A 20,644-nucleotide genomic window follows, 5' to 3' on the forward strand; every position below is an offset into this window, starting at 1 on the left:
CGGTGTGCGGCACACCGGGCCACCTGGTCCGCCGGGATTCCCGGCGGACCTCCGCGGTGTCGTGGCGGAAGTTTCTGCGGCGTCCGCTTCAGTCTCCGGACACGGGCTGATCAGCCTTCGGTTCACGTGGTCGGAGCAGTGTCATCCGGGAACCGAAGGCTGACTGGGAGCACGGAGCCGATGGCGGACAACAAGAACGGATTCGACAAGGGGGACGACGGCGCGCTCTACGCCGCACCCTCGCAGGCGAGTTCCGTCAACGACTACGACACCTGGGACTGGAAACAGATCGAGGCGGCCATCGCCGGCGGCGCCGCCATGGCCGACACCTCCGACCACACCCGTGCCAACGGCGTCTCCGACCCGGCCACGCTGGTGGAGGCCGGCAACATCTTCTACCGGGTGCAGTTGGTGCTGGAGATGGTGTCGAAGAGCCTGGACGAGCAGTCCACCGCGCTGGCCGGAGAGAGCGGGCCCTGGCGCGGTGAGGCCGCGGAGTCGTTCCTGGCAGCCATGGGGACGTTCTCCCATCAGGTGTCCGCCATCGCCGGGGTGCTCTCCGGAGGCTCCTCCCACCTCAACTCGGTGCCGAACCAGCTGGTGCGGAACGGCAACCAGCTGGCCGAGGCCCGGGCGAGGATCGCGGCCATCGATGCCTGGTACGCACAACAGGCCCAGATCCAGGGCGTCAAGGCGATGTCCAACGGGCTGATCCCGGTGAGCAAGAACCAGACCATCGTCAACATGATGAACCGGGACATGCGGGACGTGCTCAAGAGCCTGGCGAGGCAGTACCAGTTCACCGTTGACGCGGTGCGCCCGCCGTCGAACGTGACCCCGCCCGTCAAGGGCCCCAACTCGCCGGCGTCCCCGGCCAACGCCCCCCAACCGTTCCGCATGCCGCCGGTCGGGCCGGGCGGACTGCCGTCCGGCGCCGGAGCGGGGCTGCCGTCGGCCTCGCCGTCGGAAGCCCCTCCCGTACAGCCCTTCACGGCACCTGGCGCCGGCCCGTCGACCGCGGGGCTGCCCACGGATGCCCCGGCCCCGGCCGGCGGGGGACTGCCCCTCGGGTTCCCGGGCGCGCCCCAGGTCGGTTCGGGCGGTGCGGGGATGCCCGCGCTGGACAGTCCGGGCGGTGCGGGGATGCCGACGGTGGGCAGCGGTCCCGGTGTTGCGGGGATGCCCGTGCCGGACGGTCCCGGTGTGGCGGGGATGCCCACGCTCGACGGCCCTGGCGCCGGTGCTGCCGGGTCCGCGGGCGCTCCGGGTATCGACGCTGCTCCACCCGGCCTGCCGGCGATGGCTGCCGCACCCGGAATGGGGGCGGACGCGCCCGTCCTCCCGTTCCCCGGCACCCCGTTGGTGGGTTCGGGCCTTCCCGGGATGCCCGCAGCAGCGGGCGGCAATCGTACGGGCAAGGACACGGCGCCGGCCGCCTTCCCGGGCGTTCCGGGGGTGGATTCGCAGGCTCCGGGGATCGATGCGCTGGACGGCTCGCCGGTCGGCGGTGCGGGCGCGCCCGCCGGCTTCCCGGGGATCCCTTCGGTCGGGTCGGACGCACCCGGGATCGGTGCGCTCGACGTCGGGCGGGCCGGGCAGGCGGGAACGCCGGTGGGCTTCCCCGGAAGTACGGGCGTCGGGTCCGGCATGCCCGGGGCCGGCGGCTCCGCGCCGTGGCTGAACTCCGCCCCCGCTCCACTGCCGCTCGCGGGTGGGCAGGGCGCCGGAGCCGCCCCCGGAGTGGCGCCCTTCAACGGCTCCACGCAGGTGACCGGACCGGACGCCATCGCCGGACTTCCCGGTCACGGCGGCGGCTTGGCCAAGGCAGGGGGCCTCGACGGCGCCGCCTTCACCCACCCGGGCCATGTCACCGGTTCCGGCATCGGCGGGGTGGGGGACGGGGCCGGCGGCGCCCACAACGGGCAGCCAACTACCCCCCACATCACCGGTTCCGGCATCGGCGGGGTCGGGGACGGCGCCGGCAGTGCCCACAACGTACGGCCCACTGCCCCGCACGTCCCCTCGTTCGGACCGGGCGAAGGCGCGGTGCCCGGTGGGGCCGCGGCCGGCGGCACCCCGTCCATGGGCCCGCAGATGCCGATGATGCCGGGCATGGGGATGATGCCTCCCCACGGCAGGGCCGACGGCGAACGCTCCGACGCCTCCGGACTGTTGACCCCCAGCGGGACACCGTGGGCCGACGAGTCGGGCGCCGACCACGACGAGGAGATCGGTGCGCCCGACGGCGCCCCGTCGGGCGCACCGGCCGTCGACGGGCAACCCGAAGCCACCGGCACCACGCACTCCGCCGAGGCGTCGGTCACGGCGACGGCTGCCACGGCGGGCGCCATGCCCCTGGCGACGGGCGCCGCGGCGGTGGCGACCGGGGACGACAGGTCCGAGGCCGCCGGCCTGCTGGAGGGCGCCACCGCTCCCTGGACCGCGGAGGGTTCGGCCGAGGAGCTGCCGTTGCGGCCCGCGGGCGATGCGGACGTGACAGCCGCCGAACCGGACCGGACGGCGCAGGCCACCGCGGACGGCGCCACCGTTGCGGCAACGGGTGCGTTGGAGCCCGCCGTGGAAGGCGCCATCGTCGCGGCCACAGGTGCCCCGGAGCCCGCCGCGGTCGATGCGGATGCGGGGCGACCGGCCGAGGGGGGCCCGGCAGAGGAGAGCCCGGTGTCCGCCGCCGGCGCGGCAACGGCGACCGCGGCCGTCGCCACTGCGGCAACGGCCGTGGCGACAGCGGGAGTCGCGGCAGTCGGAGTCGCCGCAGCCGCGACCACGGCCCCTGCGACGGCCGGCCCTGCCGCGACCGCGCCGGCTGCGACGACCCCCGCCGCGCAAGCGACCGCCAGGGCGGCCTCCGCAGCCGGAGCGACCGCTGAAGTCCCCACCGACCAGGCCCGGAGGGCCACCCAGCCCCCGACGGCCGCCCAGGCCCCGCGTACCGCCGCGGCGTCCGCCCGGGGCACGGTCTCCCCTGCCGGAACCGCCCCTGCCGGAACCGCCCCTGCCGGAACCGCCGCCGTAATGACCACGAGCACCCCCGTTCCGCCGGCGTCGATGTCGACCGCAGCAGCACCCGCACGCCCCTCGGTATCCGGCCCGGCAGTACCCGGCGAGGTGGACGAGCGGGGCGACGGACGCATGCCCGGCGTGAGCCGGCCCGACCGGGTGCCGCTGCCTGACCGGGTGCCCCTGCCTGACCGGGTGCCCCTGCCCTCCTCGTCCGTCTCGAGCGAGGACGTCGTGGCCTGGGGTGCCACGGCCGCCACCTCCCTCGCGCCGTTGCTGTCGCGGTCGCTCGGCCGCCGCGGCCGGGACGAACGGGCGGACGGTCAGGCTCCGTCCACCGCGTCCGCCGACGGGAACCCGCCGGCGACCGATGCGCGGAGCGCCGAGGGCGCCGGGACCGAAGCCACCGCCGGTTGCGGGCTGCCCAGCTGGCGCCGGTCCCCGGTCACCGGCGGGGACCGCGGCGCGGCCGCCGAGCCCCCTCAACTCCGCTCGGGCTCCTGGCTCGGCGACGAGGAAGAGGACGAGGACGAGGGCCCCGCGGAGCAGGCGCCCGGTGTGGCCGAGGCGTCGTCCGCGGACGGCGACGACCCGGAGGCCGGAAGGATCGCGGAACTGCTCGCCAGGAGTGCGACACCGTGGGGCACGAAGGACGGTGACATCCCCGGCATCATCGACTGATCTCCCGCCGGCCACCGGGTACGCCCGGGCAGAGCTGGAGGTACGGACGGCCACAGACCCGCCGCCCCCGGGGCCCCAGCCCCGCCTGATCGGCTTGGCTCGACCCGCACAGCAACCTCACCGGCCCGCGCCCACCGCCCGAGGTGGGCGCGGCAGCCGGTGGCAACGGGAGAGGGGTCGGCGTGGCGAGCCCGTACGACGAGCGGATCGAAGAGCTCCTGGAGGAGTACCGCAGGCAGCGGCAGGAGGCCGGTGAACTCCAGCAGCGGCTCCGGGAGATCTCCGCGACCGGGACGGCGCCCCGGCAGTCCGTCAAGGTCACGGTGGGGGCGCAGGGCGAGCTGACCGGTGTGGAATTCCCCACCGGTGCCTACCGCAGGATGGCTCCCGCCGAGCTGACCGAGGCGATCCTCACCGCCGCCCGGTCGGCCAGGGAGGAGGCGCTGGCCCAGGCAGGGGAGCTGATGGCCTCCCATCTCCCGGCGGAGATCCCGGCGGTCGATTTCCTCCAGGGCACCGCCGACCTGACGGCGCTGCTGCCGGAGCAGCCGGCCATGCCGGAGGCGGTACGCGCCTATGTCGAGCAGGGCCGGTCGCCGCAGTGAACGCAGCGCGCTCCGGCCGGCCGGGGCCGTCGGCCGGGGTCAGTCACCGTACGGCGCCGAGCGTTACGGCGTACCGCTCCGGGCGCCCCACACGACCCACCGCATGACGAGACGACACGGAGGAACTGATGGACAGTGAGCTTTCTGTGGACACCGACCGCCTCGAAGGGGCCGTCCCGCACGTCCGCGAGCTCGCCGGCGGGGCGGAGCGCGTCCTCAAGACCCTGGAAGGGGAGCTCAAGGACGTAGGCAAAGGGTGGGACGACCCCCTTGGACGGGCCTTCGTCGAGGGGTACGAGGGCCCGGCCGAGACCGTGCAGCGCGGCCTTGCGGACATCTCGCACGTGGTGACCAGTACCGCGGACGGGGTGCACACCATGGGCAAGAGCTTCGCGAACACCGAGTACAACAACCTGGACGCGATCCGCAACCACGGTGCGACCCGGGAACCCGGCCACCCGAGCACGCGTCCCACACCGTCGCACGGCCGCGGCTGACGGGCTTCCCATGGGCATCCAGATCCCCCCGGAAATCGCCTGGGCCGTTTCGTGGGCGGCCGGCGGGGACTGGCCCAAGCCGGACGAGGACCACGTCCGGGCGATCGGTGCCGTGTGGAAGGGCGCCGCCCGCGAACTCGACCGGGTCGCCGCCGAAGTCGATCCGGTGACGGCCCGCGTGCTCGGCAGCGTGAAGGGCGCAGCCGCGTCGGCGTTCGGCTCCTTCATGTCACGCCTTCGCCAGACCGTCCCCTCGATGGCCGGTGCCGCCGACGACATCGGCACCATGAGCGTCAACACCGCCCTACAGGTCGAGTACGCCAAGTACATGATCCTCGCGCAGAGCGCGTGGCTGGCCGCCGAGATCGTCGCCCTGACGAGCTCCTTCTACGGCTCCGCGCTGATTCCGGCGGAGATCACCGCCGTCCGGATCAACGTCCAACTCATCCTGCGGCGGGCCTTCAACGCGGTGGTCAGCGCGGCGGTTACCCAGGCGGCGATGGACGCCGCGGTGCAGGGCATCCAGTTCCTCAAGGGCGACCGCACCGAGTGGGACGTGCAGGGCACCGCCCTCGGCGCGGCGATGGGCGGTCTGGGCGGCGCCATCGGCATGCCGATCTCCTTCGCCGGCAGCGCGCTCGCCCCCAAGTTCTCCGGCACCATCGCAGGTCACGCCGTAACCGGTGCGGTGTCCGGTGTGGCGGTGGGCGCGGCGACCAACTTGGTGTTCGACGCGGGTCAGGACCTCGGCCTCGCCGCCGCCTCCGGTGCGATCGGCGGCGCGACCGGATGGCGCCACCGGCCGGGCGGGGCCTCGCCTGAGGGCATCGAGAAGGCCGAAGGAGTGCCCGAGGCGGCCAAGCTCTCCGAGGACTTCACGGGTGAGGCCGGGCCCCCGGTACACCCGGTGGACGGTGCGTCGACCGGACGCCCCTCGGACGAGCCCGTGACGACCGAGGCGGCGCCCCAGACCGACGCCGCATCGATGACCGAGGCGCCGCCGCAGGCAGACGCTGCGTCGACGACCGGAACGGCACCGGGCGGCGGAGCTGAGTCCCCTTCGGGCACCACCGCGCCGACCCTCGACGGCAGGACCGGCGACACCGGACGCACGACACCGACCCTCGACGATGAGGGCCGCGACACCGGACGCACCCCGCCGACCGAATCCGCGGACACGCGGGCCGGGAGCGCGACGACGATCGCGTCCGCGGACACGCCAGCGCGGGGCGCGGCGACGACCGGGGAACGCCGCGGCAACAGCGGGTCGCAGCAGCGCGAGGAGGCCGGGACGGCCACCGCGACGCGGCCCGAGTCACCCGCCGCGACCGCCCCGGAGACCGCCCCGCAGACCACCGCCGGAGGCATCGAAACGGAGCGGGGGGCGGCGACCACCGCCCCGTCCACCGCCCCGTCCACCGCGACCGACTCCCCGGCCGGCGCGACCCGGGCGTCCGGCCCGGCTACCGGCCAGCCGGAGCAGCACGCTTCTACGACCGCCTCGGCTGCCTCGGCTGCCTTGGACGTTCCGACGATGTCCCCGGGACATGCGGAGGCCCCTGCCACTCTCGGCTCCCACGCGGAACCTCCCGCCACCGTCGGCTCCCACGCGGTCACCCCGGGCCCGCCGGAGCACCAGGCGCCAACGACCACCCCGGCCACCTCCACCGCGTCGACGTCACCGGCGACGGCGGAGGCGCCCAGGGCAGAGGCCCCCAGGGTGGAGGCCCCCAGGGTGGAGGCCCCCAGGGTGGTGGAGGTGCCCACGGCCGAGGCGGCATCCGCGTCCACGGTGGCGGCCCCCTCCCTCCCACACAACGTGCCGGAGCACACGACGGGCCTGCCGGGGATGGATCCTGCCGCCAGGACGGCGGAGCAGCCCGCTTCTCCGCACCCTGTTTCCTCGCACCCTGCTTCTCCGCCCCTCGCGGACACCTCCGTCGCGTCGGGCACACCGGCGGTCGAGCACCACCCGTCACCAGCGTCTGAGCCTCCGTCAGTCACCTCCACCGACCCGCTGACCGTGCTGCCCATCACGCACCAATTGGGCAAGGCCGCCGGGGAACCTCAACACCCCGGCCTGCCTGGCCTGTCCGGCCCGCCAGCCGAGGGCACGTCGACGCAGACAGCGCAGCCCGAGCGGGTACCGACAGCGCACCCCGAGCGGGTACCGACGCAGGCGGTGCGTGCGGTGGCCGAACCCCCGGTGGGACCGGCGGGCGGGACACCGGTGCGCCTCAGCTCGACGGGTACGGAGGCGCCCAGGTCGCTTCCCACGGTGGCCGCCCACGACCCGGCAGCAGACAGTCCCCTCCGCACCGCCGGTGGCCCCCCGCGAACCGGGGAGCCCGCCACCGCCTCGCACGGAGCCACCACCCACGCAGCGGCGGAGCCACGGACGACCACGTCCACGACCACGGAGGGTTCCGCCGCGCCCGCGCACCCCTCCGCCGACTCCAACGGGCAGCCGCTGCACGCCGAGCCGCCGCAGGGCTCGCCCCACGACGACCGCCGGGACCCGCCGGACGGCGGCGGCGACCCGCACCCCCCGCACCCTCGCTCGGACGACGACCCCACGGCGCACTGGCCGTCCTCCCGTCTCCCCGAGTACATACCGGCACCGGACCACGCCCAGGCATCACCGGAGCAGCAGCGCCACTGGGAGCAGGCGCAGCGGGAGCTGCACGGGGCCTACGACGCACAGCTCACCGAGGCGGCCAGGGTGGCGGGCGAGCGGGCCGAGGTACGGGAACGTCTCGACGCGGCGTTCACGCAGTGGTCGGAACGACTGCCGGAGCACAGCCCGGAGGAGTTCGCCGTCGCCGTCCGGAGCCGCGCCGAGGAGATGGTGCGGGCCGAGCTGGCGGCCGCGCCGGAATCCCGTGAGCGGATCCTCGGTGACCTGCACGGACGGCTGGAGCTGGCCGCCGTCCGGGAGGCCGCCGTGCGCGTCGGCATGGAACGCTTCGCGCGGACCGTCGAGGCCGCGTCCCGCCAACTGACGGCGCCCGCAGACGAGTTCGGGCCGCAGCCGGTCCTGTCCCGCGAGATGGTCGGCCGGGCCCAGGATCACCTGTCCGGGGTGTTCCGGAACCGGGTGGAGAAGGCGGCCGCCGAGGCGTACCGGACCCCCGAGGACGTGGGGGAGGCCCTTCCGGAGCGGACCGTCCGGGGCGAGCGGGCACTGGACGAACTCACCGCCGCCCTCCCCAGGGACCTGGACCTGCGGGTCGGCTTCGAGACGGCGCTGGACAGCGCCGACCGTGCGGTCGAGCACACCGCCGGGGCCTGGCGGAACGGTCTCGACGCCGCCGGCGAGAGGCTGTTGGAGCAGACGGGTGTGGCGGCGGACGCCGGGGTGTCCCAGGAGAGTCAGCGACTGTTGCGGACGACGCTGCGGGAGCAGGTCGAGTCGGACTTCACGGCGGTGTTCTCCTCGGTCGACTCGGCCGACGACTTCCACGGCTCCCCGCAGGACGCCGTGGCGGACTTCAACGGCCGGTTCGAGCAGCGCCTGGAGGAGCTTCCGCACCAGTTCGCCGTCCAGGCGGCCCGGGAAACCGCCATCCGCACGGTGCTGGACACCGTTCATGAGACGGCCGAGGGCTGGCACGAGCAGGGCCTGTCCCGGCTCGACAGGACCACGGCGGAGACGTTCGGTCTTTCCAACCCCGTAGGCCCGGCACCGGAGCACCTCGCCGACCGGGTCGCCGCCGAGATCGCACGCGGCATCGACGGGCGACTGCTGCGTACCCGCGACACCGAGATGGACACCTGGGGCAAGACGTTCGGAGAACTCACCGCAGCCGACCGCATCCACGACCTGATCACCCTCCACGCCGCCCGCGAGCACGGCTTCCACGCCGCAGAGGGGCAGGCCCGCGAGCGCGTCGCCGCCTGGCGTGAGGGCCACATCCTCTCCTACGACGCCGCGGAACGGGTCCGCGAAGGACACGCCGAGCGGGTACGCGAAGCCTTCGACGAATTGTTCCCCACGCCTGACGCGCTCCGTGGCGACGGAGTGGCGGACCGGCTCCAGCGGTGGCACGAGACCCGCCAGGCCCTCGACGACGACCTCGCGGCCCACTTGGCCTTCGAGTCCGCGGTCATGCCCGCGCTGGAAGGCGCGGCCCGCGGTTTCGACGCCCTCGCCGCCGACAAGGACCCCATCCCCTTCGCAGAGCTCTCCGACCTCAAGGAGCGTTACGGCGAGGCATGGTTCACCGAGTACCGCGAGCACTGGGGACCGGAGCGACTCGACGCCGACAAGTGGCTCGCCCACGAGGCCATGCACGAGAACACCTTCCGGGTGGCGGACGGTGACGCGACCGCCGATCACGGCAGCGCGCAGAGCCTTACGCGACTCGACGACGGGCGCGCCCTCCCGGATCTCGACGGCGGGTCACCGCCCCACGAGGCCGACCGCTGGCCGACCTCTCGTTCGCCGGAGGGCGACGCGCGTTCCGACGTATCACCGGCCGCCGTCGTTCGGGTAGCGGGCGAGGAACCGGTGCCCGCGGATTCCCTCGACCGCTGGTCCACCTCGCGCGCGTTCGAGCAATCCGGCGCCGGGGATGCGCAAGTCTTCCCCGAGCTGCCGGCGAAGTACGCCGAACGATCCGATCTGGAAGAGCTGCTTCAGAACAGCCGGTGGCGCATTCTGGCGGATGGAGACCCGATGCTCGTCGCGCAGTTCCAAGACGGCAGTCTCATCGGCGAGTACAGCGAGAACGGACCGCTGATCGGAAGGGTCGGCGATGTCGAGGGGAAGCTCCACGGTGGTGACGGGAGCCTTCCTACCCCGGCCTGGAACTGGTACGACCACAACGGCACACTCCTGGGGTCGTCGGACGGGCGCACCGAGAGCCTTCCGGACGTGGACCGGGCCGCTCAGAATCCCCCCACGAGCCTTCCGCACGTCGCGGGCCGCGCGGTCGATCCGGCGGCGATCCACCCGATTCCCGTATGGAGCCGGCCTTCCGGCGCGGACATCTACCGCAACAGCGAGTACGCCCCGGAGAGGGTGTTCGCGGAGGGATTCCCGCCGAAGGGAGTGTCGATCCCCCATCTGGTCGACTATGTCTTCAACGGGCCCCAGGACACCGTGTTCGTCAGCGCGACCACCCTGGACGACTACGTCGAGCAGACCATGAAGCAGACCGGTCGCGTGACGAAGTACCGCCATATCTACGCCATCGACCCGCTCGGCGGCATCGACATCAACGCCACCCTGGACATCGCCTCTCCCTTCCCGGACCAGCAGGAGATCGTCTTCCCCGGCGGCGTGCAGAGCCGCTTCATCAAGTACGCCCAAGAGCTGAGCACCGTCGACGGCAAGCCGGTCGGCGACCGTATCCCCAATCCCCACTACCAACCGCTGACCGCGGAAGAAAGCGCCACGCACCGGCCCCAACCCGGCCCGCCGGAGCAGCCGGCCCCCCTTGCTCCCGTCACGCCAGGTGGCAGGGTGGCCGATTTCGCCGCGCCCGACACCTGGAGGCACCGCAGCGACAACGCGCCTTCCGCGCTACTGCGCAGTGAACGGTTCGACCCGGCCGGCAACCCGCTGGACCCGAGCCGCTTCCCCGGCACCCTTGCCGGTGCCCAAACCCTCATCCGCGCCGAAGTCCGCCGTGTCCAGGCCGACAACGGCACCTGGGTCCGCGACCACACCGTCGCCCTCCCCGTCCGCCTCGACCACACCGTCACCCCGCACGACCTCAGCGCGCTCAACACCCGGCTTCAGGAATCCCTCGACGCCCACGTCAACACCGGCTATGCGCTTCCCCGTTCCGGCGACCAGCTCCACGTCACGCTCCACCTGGTCCACGACGACCACCACCCCGAACACGTCCTCCTCTCGCGCATCCCCACCCCCACCGACCAGCGCCACTGGAACCTCCCCCGAGACAGCAACGACACCGCCCCCCTACCGAAAATCACCCACGAGGTCCTCCATTACCTCGGCCTGCCGGACGAATACCTCAAGGAGAATTTCCTCTTCCGCTCCGACCGGGAACGCCCAGCCGTACATTCCGACGACGCCCTCATGGTGCAGGCCGACCGGTTCACACCCCTGCCCGAGCGCTACCTCACCACCATCGAAAACACCGTCGACGCCAACACCGTGCTGCGCGACCACCCCCTCGCCGTCCGAAGCGATGGCACCCCCGTCCAGCGCAGCCACCACCCCACCACCGACCGCTGGCCCACATCACGCTCACCCGGCCCAGAGCAAGGCAGCTCGGGCCGACCGCCGCAGCACTCGGACGAGCAGGTGCCGACCGACGCACAGGCGGTCGGCGAGCGCCCTCACGCGCAGGATGAAGTGCGCACCGCGGGTCCTGCCGTGGTGCGACGTCTGGCCAGGCCGTTGCGGGAGCACATCGGTGAGAGCGTGGCGCCGGATGAAGTGATCGCGGAGGTGGATGCTTACGACAAGCTGAAGGATTCGCAGCTCACCGCGCAGCAGCGGACGCTGGAGAACATCGCGAGCCGGCTTCCGGACGGGGCGGAAGACTTCCGTGAAGTCGTGCTGGGTGAACTGGAGCACGTGCGGGGCGCCCTGGACTTCCTCAGGTGGTCGTCCAGCACGCCCGAAGGTCCGTATGAGCTCATGACCCGCCAAGGACTGCTCTGGTCGCAGGAGAGCTTTGCGATGAACACGGGCGCAGTAGGAAAGAGTGGCAAGGAATACTTCGACGAACTCTCGGCCATGCATCTGCGATCGTTGCGGGAGGAAACCGAGGCGATCAGTGGAGACGACGCCGAGTGGTACAGCGCCATGCGACAGCCTCTGGAGCAGGAGCTGAAGGGATTCATGCTCCGGCACTACACCAGGTCGGAGCGGGTACCCGCGCTGCTGGCCGACGGACTGCTCAAGTCCAAGTCGAAGATCGAGGTGGAATCGGGCGGCGCCCACAACACGGATCCATTCGATGATCACGTGATGGCCAACACAGGATTCGTGTTCTTCTTCATCGAGGCGCCGGACAACCAGTTCCGCGCCACCCGATTCGGTGATGCCCGGATCACCGTGGGCCTGGAGGAGATGTCGTCGGGGTGGGCGATGCTCAGCGATTTCTCGGCGCGTGAGTTCCCGACGTTGATGGCCAAACACACAGGTGATCCCAACGTGGCCTCGTTCACCGGCAGCAAAAGAAAATTCCTGCTCGACAGGTCCGTCTCCGGGCTCACGCCGTCGCGCTCGTGGGACCAACTGCGAATCTTCAAACGTGGCGCCGGAATGGGCGCGACATCCCTCCCGGACGTCTCGGCCCTGCAGTTGACCAAGGAGCGTCGGCAGCAGCTGAGCCACATACAGATGCAGCTGGGGGACGAGGCACACGGCAGGCAGGTGTACTCGAACCAGCGACAACGCGTCGAGCGCCCGGAACCGCTTCATCACAATGTGCTGGTCGGCCCGGACATCGTCCCGGGTCTGGTCGAGCGGACCCTGGCCGAGGTGGCGCGCATCAGCGAGGTCGACCCCCAGATAGGCCGAGCCCTCCGGGAGAAGGACGCGAGGCAACTGGCGCGCTTCCTGCTCAAGGACGTAGTCCGCCCGCAGGTCATGGTGCCTAACTCGGTGCCGGTCACCCGCGAGAACATCGAGCAGAAGCCGGGAGAACACGCCACGCACCGGCCCCAACCCGGCCCGTCGGTGCAGCCGGTGCCCCCCCTTGCTCCCGGCGCGCTCCCTACCGGCGACCACACCCCGCACGGGAACACCGCCGGGGTGGTGGGCGGTGACGAACCCGCTGAACACGGGGGCGTGCAGAGCGCTTCGCCGCTCGACGGCGGGCGGGCCCTCACCGACGGCCCCCCGAAGCCCGCGGGCGACGCCGCAACCAGCAGCGTCGCTGTGCCGCGTGGGCCCCGACCGGCGGCGGAGCCGTCCGCCCAGGAGCGCGGCGGCACCGACGTCCGTTCGCCCGCCGTCCCGGGCCCCGACGGCGGGTCACCGCCCCACGAGGCCGACCGCTGGCCGACCTCCCTCGCGCCGGACGACCCGTCGGGGGAGTCCTTCCGTGCGACCGAGGAGATCGCCTTCGGGGAGGGTTCGAAGCGACCGGGGGGCGATCAACTGACCAAGATCAAGGACTTCTCGGATGCGGTCGCCGCCGAAGCGGTGCGGCGGGTCACCCATGACGAGAAGCCGCTCCGGGTTTACGTCGAAGGAGGCGGGAACGGGGCCGGCAAATGGGGCTCGTTGCGCGGAATATCGAGCCGGGCCGACACCGGGTTGGTGCGTGCCCGGGCGGTGTGGGACGTGCTGCGCAGCCGGTTGAACGAAGAGATCTCCCGGCTGTGGCCCGGAGATCCGGACATTCTGTCCGGCACTGCCCTGCTCCAGGCTCCCCGCTCCCGGGGCCAGGGCGAATCCACCGCTCCATTTCCCGGGACGCCCGCGGAGTCGCGGACCCCCGAGGAGGCTCGTGCGGCCCGGCGTACGGTCCGGATCTGGGCGGCGGACGACGGGCCCGCACGCGTACTGCGGCTGCTGGCGCACGACCGGACGCAACTCGACGCCGACCGGCGCGAGGCGCTCCGCGACTACGTCGACGAGTCCGCCAGGCGTGGCCAAGATGCCAGAGTCCGGCTCCTGCTGCGCCGATTGGAGCTTCAGAACCTTCACGTACTGCGCGGTGAGCTCGACGCGCGCTACGCGGAGCGGGTTGCCGAGAGGATCGCCCTGCCCGACGGTGCGCTCACTCCCGTACCCAAGGACGTGCACTTCTTCTGGATCGGCGAGGAGCCCAGCGCGGGGGCGTTGCACAACCTTGAGGCGTGGGCGCGATCGGCCGGGGGCAGATGGCAACAGCATCTGTGGACCGACGCGACCTTCGCTGAGTGGAGCGAGCCGGTGCGCACGCGTCTTGAGCAGCTCGTCACCGTCCACCAGGATGCGCTTGAGGCGCTGCGCATAGCGGACCGGCCCCAGGTGCTTGAGGTCTACGAGACGGCTGTGGCGCATGGGGCTTACAACCTGGCCTCCGACATCGCGCGCTACGCGGTCCTTGAACGGCTCGGCGGTGTCTACGCCGACGTGGACCTGCATCCGGGAACCGTGGATCTGTCCTCGATGGCAGAGATCACCATGCGTGCTGAGGACCTCCCCCTGCTCGCCCCGCGGGTGCGGGACATGGGCAGCGTCGCCGACGCGCTGGCCGCGGCAGGGGCGGACGCTCCCGCCGACCGGATGGCGCAGGTCGATCTGGCGGCGCGGCTTCGGTGGGACGCGGGAGTCCTCGGCAACCACCTCATCGTCACGCCACCGGGATCGGAGTTCATCGCCTCGCTCTTGGACGCGATACCCAAGAACTTCGCCGCGCTCCGGAAACACATGACGGTGCCCTTGGCGGATCCGTCGCGGTTCCCCGAGGAGCTCAAGAACCTGGCACCGCAGATCAGTGGCCCTGGCATGATCGAGGACCGGATCCCCGGTGGTGAAAAATTCTCTCCGCTTCAGCGGTTCGCCATGAAGGCGGGTGCGGAGGGTGTTGCCGAGTTCGATGGTTCCTCCTATCCGACATTCCAGCGGAATGAGGCCATAGCGCTGTTCTCCCCTCGTGCGCTGGAGGCTTTCCAGGGAATCCGCTGGGTCACTGCGGAAAGCGAGCGCCAGTTGGACGCGGTGCCGGTCGAGAGGTCGGCGGCAGGACCTTCGGTCGGCCTGGCGCCACTGCACGTTCCCGAAACCCCGTCAGACGCCCCGGCGCTGCCCCGTCCGGCCGGCCAGGTGCCCCTTCCCGCCGACCCGTCGGCCTGGGTGGGGCGGCGGAACGAAGTGCCGGAGGGGTCAGTCGGGCATCTGCGTGCCGAGAGGTTCGACCCGGCCGTCGACGCCATGAGTCCCCACCGTGCTCCCGGCACGCTGGCCGGCTCACAGACCCTGATGCGCGCCGACGTCTCCCGTATCCAGGCCGGGAACCGCACCTGGGTGCGCGACCACGTCGTGACGCTCCCGGTCCGCCTCGCCGGCAGTGGCTTGTCCGAGCATGACCTGGCCGGCCTTCAGACAGGCATCCAGGCCGCGCTGGACGAGCACATCAACGATGTCGGCTATGCGCTGCCTCGTTCCGGTGATCAGTTCCATGTCGAGCTGCGGCTGGTCCATGATGACGGTCACCCCGAGCATGTGAGCGTGAGCCGGTCCGACAACCCTGGTCGTTCCGACCAGCGGCACTGGAACCTCGGCCCGCACACCGAGGACCGGAAGTACCTCCCGATGGTGTTCCACGAGGTCTTCCACTACCTGGGCCTGCCCGACGAGTACCGGGACCCGAACTTCCTCTTCCGCCGGAACGCGGACAGCGCGTCCGCCCACACCGATGGCCTGATGGCGGACACCACGCGCCTGGCGCCCCTGCCGGAGCGCTATCTGGCAGCCATCGAGGACACCGTCGACGCCAGCGTCGTCCTGCACGGCTACGCACTCCGGAATCCGACCGCCGACGGTGACCGGCCGGGGGCCGGGGCCTCCGCTCCGCACGACGGAGTCGGCCTGGACCGGTGGCAGACCTCCCAGTCGCCGACTGTGCGAACGGCCGACACCGAGCACACGTTCACCGGCACCTCCCGTTCCGATGGCGGGTCGATCCGCTCGGCCGACAGCGCCCCCGGTCCGGTCGCACCACAGCCGCCCCAGCCCCGCCCGCCCTGGTACGTGGACCACGGTGCCCACGGTGGGATCGAGGTCGCCGGGGCGGCCAGGTGGGATCGGGCGCGGGTGGAGACCGAGGCCGCCGCCGTCGCCGGGGCGCTCACCGGTCTGCCCGGTTCACCGGCGCACCAGCAGGAACTGCGGGCCGGCATCGAGCGGGAGTTGCGTGAGCTGCTGGCCGCCGACAGCGGTGACCAGTGGAGCGAGCGGCTGCGTCAGGGGCGGATGGCCGCGGTCGCCGGTCAGACGGTGTGGCTGCGGCCGGTGTTGCGTGAGGTGACCGCGGCCGGAACGCCACATCCTGAGGGCGCCGGGGACCACCAGGTCTTCTACGGCTCCGCCAAGGTGAGCAGCGGTACCGAGCGGGAGACGCGGAGCGCGCTGAACGCCGCGTTGGCCACCGTGCTCACGGTGGGCGCCACGGGGTTGTCGACGGTGGCGGGCCCGGTCCCGCAGCTGTCGGCGGGCGGCAGCACCAAACGCAGCCACACCGACGGGTTCGAGGTGATCTCCGGGCGAACGCCGAAGACCACCGGCTCCACGGACTTCGCCGCTCAGTTGCACGTCGAGGTGTCGGTGGACGGCCAGGTCGCCCCCCACGACACCGTCACCCCGCGGGATCTGACCGTGCGCTTCCCCGAGGTGTTCTCCTCGGCCCAGGAGCCCCGGCCCGACGACGTCGCCCACCCGATGCGCCCGGTCTCCCCGGACGCCCCGCACCTGACCCGGGCACCGCTGACCCTGCAGGCCATGGACACCGGCCCGGTGGTGGCCGGCCTGGTCCGCGAGCTGCGCCGGGCGGGCATCCCGGCGGACACGGTGGCCGCCTTGATGCCCAAGCTGAGCAAGGAACTGACCAACGAGGACATCGTTCGCACCCGCAGCCGCTTCTGGACGACCACCGGCGACTCCTCCGGTCTGTTCGACGAAAGCACCTCCGTGCTGAGGCGTTTCACCGGCCGCTTCACCGCGAACACCGTCTGGGAGCGTGCGCAGTACGTCGGTACCACGGCGGTGCGGATCCAAGAGGATCTGGGGCTGGTCACCCACGACAAGAACGCACGGGCAACGACCGGCGAGAGCCGTATCGGCGGTGGCATCGACGTACTCGGCATGAGTGCGACGGGCAACGGTCATCTGGGCAACCTGTCCGTGGGCGCGTCGGCCGAGTCCTCCCGCACGGTCTCTCTTGCGGTCAACAGCAGCCGGGAGGCACACACGGTGCTGACCCGTCACGAGGACCATGCGCGCTATCACGTGCAGACCCGGGTGGAGGTGGTCACGCAGTCCGAGACCCACCCGGACGTGCGCCCGGTGCGGGTGACCGTGGCGACCGAGATCCTGGTACCGCTGAGGACGGCTGCCGAGTTCGAGCGGCGGATGTTCGGCGAGGTGGTGACCGAGGCGGTGCGGACCGGGGAACCCGGTACCGACCCTGGGGGAGTGGAAGCGCTCGCGCCCCGGCAGTTGGCTTCCGGTCGGGGCCAAGGGTTCGGCACGCTCATCGGCCTGCCCGGGGCGGAGCGGGTGTACGGCGAACTGCGCCGGCAACTCGACTCGATGATGACCGAGTTGCGCAGTCGGCCCTCCCTGGCCGACCGGTCGAGACTGGAGGCGCTTCTCACCACGTACTACGGCCGCCCCGCGTTGGAAGGCGACCTCGGGGTGGTGCTCGCCGGACTGGATCAGCGGCTTTCGATCGGCGGGGAGAGCTTCGACGTCTCCGCCAGGCTCCACCTGCGCGACCGGCTGGAGGGCACCGAGACGTATGCGATGACGATGGACGGGAAGGCGGTCAGCCGCGCGGGGATGCAGGTGCAACGCTCCCACGGGATCGCCCTGTCCGCCTCGGCCAACGCCGCCGCTCAGCTGAAGGTGTCGGACCGGTTCACGGTACGGGTGGGCAAGTTCCAGGCCGGCGGCAGCTGGAGCAGAGCGACCGGCAGCACGCTGTCCGCCGAGTACAAGAACCACCGCCGTACCCAGACCACCGGCCTCGTTCATGAACTCGCCTACGACGCGGTGTGGGAGGTCAGCGTCCACCACCCGAAGGCCGACGCCCACTGGTGGATCGAGGACCAGGGCACCGTGGCAGCGGTCTTCGCCGTCCCGGATCAGCACACCCCCGCCCGCGCCGCCGCGCTGTCGCCCGCTCCCGACCCGGCCCCGGTCGGTGCGGGCTACGGCGCCGTGCGGACGCTGACCGACTGGCCGGCCACCGCCCACATCCCCTTCGAGCACCACTCGGGTGCGGTCTACCCGGTGTTCCTGCACACCGACGAGCTGCTGCGGGCTGCCGTGGAGCAGTACCGGCGGGTCAACGGCATCCTCCCGGATGTGCTCAGCGAGCGCTGGGAGTTCCCGCTCGCACTGCGCCACAGCATGCACACCTCCGCGTTGCACACCGAGTTCGACGCACTGACCTCACCGGACGGCTGGCATGTCCCACTGGACCCGCACAAGAACTGGAAGCAGGCGCTGCGGCTGCGCCTGCGGGCGTACGACCCCGTCCACCACGGTCGGCCCGATGTCTCGATCGAGCGGGCTCTCCAGGGCAGGGACCGCACCACGGACAGCTCTCGTTCCGGGCACGGACTGCAACTGACCGGGCAGCTCGGCGTGCAGGTGCGCCATGACACCCGCGAGGCGCTGGCGAGCCTGCTCGCGAGCGGGTCGGCGTCGCGGCACCACCATCACGAGGCGCAGCAGGGCGCCGGCGGGCAAACCCGGGCCACCTACGCGGGGCCGGTGCACGCCTACCGCTCGGACGTCGTACTGGAGGTCACCGCGATCCGGTGGAAGGGCGGCACCACCGAGTCCGAGACCACCTATCTGCACATCGGCCAGGGAATGGACAGTCTGGTACCGCACCGGCTCGTCAGCGACCTGGGGCTCGCGGTGCCCGACCACGTCCAGGAACACATCGACGGGGACGACGGGCACCCCGCCCCCCGCCGCGGTCCCCATCGCCTGTTGGACGACGGTGTCACCGAGGCGCCCCTCCGCCGTTACCGGGAGCCGGCGTTGGGCGTGCTGACCGGGCACGCCGAGCAGCTGCATGCCGCCGGAGTCCTCACCCACATCCAACAGGTCCTACAAGAGCGCGGGCTGCTGCCCCACGACGCCGGGCTGCGCCCCGACCTGCGCATGCAGGCACTGCGTCATCGCTTCTCCGAGGAGGCGCTGGCCGGCAACCTCCCTGCGCTGCTGGGCAACGGTGTCCACGCGTGGATGCCGATCACGGGCGCCTTCGGGCAGACCCACTTCGTCGCGATCCGGGTCACCGCGAAGGCGTTCGAGGCGGTCGAGCACTGGAGGCGCCCCGAGACCACCCTCATGTCGGGCGGCGAGCGGTCCACCGTGCTGAGCGACAAGCAGGTCGTCGCGAGCGACCGGAAGGTCACCGGGGAGGCCGAGGCCCGGGGAAGCGTCGGCTCGGTCAAGTTCGGCGGCGGCGGCGAGGCGGGATGGCTGAGCAAGTCCTCGGACACCCGGTGGACCAGCACGAACACCAAGGACGTCTTCCGGCTCAAAACCCGTGAAGGCTCACAGGAGTTCACCCATCCGCTGCGCTACCGGGTCGAGATCGACGTGGCCGCCCAGGGGCCCCATGCGGTGCACTGGATGGGTACCCGGGTCAGGGACGGCGTACTGGCGCTGGGCAGCCTGTCCGCCCGGTTCCTCGGCACCGGGAACGAGGTGGCCGCCTTCTGGTACGGCCACCAGGTGGGCTCCTGGAGCAGTGACACCGCGGCCGAGGGCAAGGTGATCGACGGCAGCCTGCGGACCCTGGTGCCGGACCACCTCACTACGGCGCAGCCACGGGCCCAGGTCGACCCGGAAGCCGCACTGATCGACCGCGGGCACACCCTCGGTAAGCGGGTCCACTGGCACACCGGCGACCGGCCGGCGCCCGGCCCGGTGGAGACCGAACTCGCCGCGCACCTCGTCCCGAAGGCATTCCCGGCCGGCGAAGCGGTGGCCCGGTGGGCCGCGTTGACCACTCTGCCGCCCCGGCAGCGGCCCGGGGACCTGGGGCTCCCGGGCGCCTGGCAGGTGCCGGGCCTGGGGCTGGACAGCAAATACGGCATGCGGCTGCGGTTGTCCGCGACCGACGGAGCCCTGCGCGCCCACTCCGGCGAACTGCTGGGACACACCTATCGGTTGCCGCTGCGCGACGGCGGCTCGGTCACGGTCGGCCTGCGGGTGGTGCGGGCCGAGCAGGTGGCCGAGGCACAGTTCAAGGACCGTTCCTACGCCGAGGCGGAGGAGCTGCCGCTCGCGGTGCGCACCCGCGCCCGGGGGTGGGACGTGGCCGGCCGCTCCTACGCGAGCGGCCCGGGGGCCGACGGGACCGGGCTGCGTGGCACGGGTGGACTGTCCTACGGCAGGGTGCACGGCGCCAGTGAGGAGGACGAGACGCGGCTCGACTACGAGAACAACGCCGTCACCCCACGCGAACTGCGCTACTACGGCTTCGACGTGCAGGCGTTCCTCATCGGACCGTACGGGACGCTGGCGATGGAGGTCCCGGGCGGCCTGTACGGGATGCTGCCGACCGAGGTCGCGGAGGGCCTGCACGCCGCGTATCCGGACCTCTTCCACGGCCCGGTTCCCACCGCCGAGGCCAAGGGCAAGGCGCCCGAGGCCGCAGCCCTGGACGACCTCATGGCCGGTTGGGAGCCGCCGGCCGCCGGGAGCAGCACCGCGCCCGTCCGCCACCTCGCCGACAGACTGCGGGACGCCGGCCTCGCCGAGGGCAGCGCACCCCTCCGGCTCCGGGCCGGCGACACCGCGCACGCCGCCGACCTGGCCCGAGCGGCGGCCCAGAGCGTTGGCAGGCCGATCGACCTCGTCCTGGACAGCGGGCTCGAACAACGCCTCGTGCCCGACGGGACGGACCGTTCGGGGGCAGCGACCCCGACCGGTTCCGTGGGTCTGCCGTCCGGCCCTGCCCAGGACAACGATCCGGCCCGGTCCGAGGCGGCGCCCGCCGCGGTGGTCACCGAGGTCCCGGCGCCGGGAACCGACCCGCCGTCCCCCGGTGAGTCGCCTGCCTAATCCTTCGGTGTCGCCCGTCATCCCTCGCGGCCGGTTCACGACCTAATTTGACCGCAGAAGGGTTGTGCTCGCGGCCCGGCGCGGCTACCGCCGAGCCCGGCTTCGCACAGGTGCCG

Annotated in this window: 4 protein-coding genes; all 4 read left to right on the plus strand. The window is 72.2% G+C overall.

Annotated elements, in window-relative coordinates; genetic code table 11:
• The first annotated feature begins 180 nt into the window (after positions 1 to 180).
• The 4 genes from ACGF4C_RS04685 (at position 181) to ACGF4C_RS04700 (ending at position 20,528) form a co-directional block, all read left to right on the plus strand.
• On the plus strand, positions 181 to 3,699 hold the full coding sequence (locus ACGF4C_RS04685; RefSeq protein ID WP_393563238.1) for a hypothetical protein: 3,519 nt from the start codon (positions 181 to 183) through the stop codon (positions 3,697 to 3,699).
• A 182-nt stretch (positions 3,700 to 3,881) separates the two neighbouring features.
• Positions 3,882 to 4,304 carry a YbaB/EbfC family nucleoid-associated protein gene (locus tag ACGF4C_RS04690; protein ID WP_393563240.1) on the plus strand — a complete coding sequence of 141 codons (423 nt, stop codon included), beginning with the start codon at positions 3,882 to 3,884 and terminating at the stop codon, positions 4,302 to 4,304.
• A 128-nt stretch (positions 4,305 to 4,432) separates the two neighbouring features.
• Positions 4,433 to 4,801: a WXG100 family type VII secretion target gene (locus ACGF4C_RS04695; protein ID WP_393563242.1), complete on the plus strand. Its 369-nt coding sequence runs from the start codon at positions 4,433 to 4,435 to the stop codon at positions 4,799 to 4,801.
• Between the two features lie 10 nt (positions 4,802 to 4,811).
• A complete protein-coding gene (locus ACGF4C_RS04700; RefSeq protein WP_393563244.1) occupies positions 4,812 to 20,528 on the plus strand; it encodes a hypothetical protein in 15,717 nt (5,238 codons plus the stop codon).
• The last annotated feature ends 116 nt before the right edge of the window (positions 20,529 to 20,644 follow it).

It is taken from the genome of Streptomyces sp. NPDC048197, assembly GCF_043202395.1.
In the GTDB taxonomy this organism is placed as follows: domain Bacteria; phylum Actinomycetota; class Actinomycetes; order Streptomycetales; family Streptomycetaceae; genus Streptomyces; species Streptomyces siderophoricus.

Excerpts from the sequence above, each read along its gene's own strand:
- ACGF4C_RS04685 (WP_393563238.1), top strand. The coding sequence starts at position 181 with ATGGCGGACAACAAGAACGGATTCGACAAGGGGGACGACGGCGCGCTC.
- ACGF4C_RS04695 (WP_393563242.1), top strand. The coding sequence starts at position 4,433 with ATGGACAGTGAGCTTTCTGTGGACACCGACCGCCTCGAAGGGGCCGTC.
- ACGF4C_RS04700 (WP_393563244.1), top strand. The coding sequence starts at position 4,812 with ATGGGCATCCAGATCCCCCCGGAAATCGCCTGGGCCGTTTCGTGGGCG.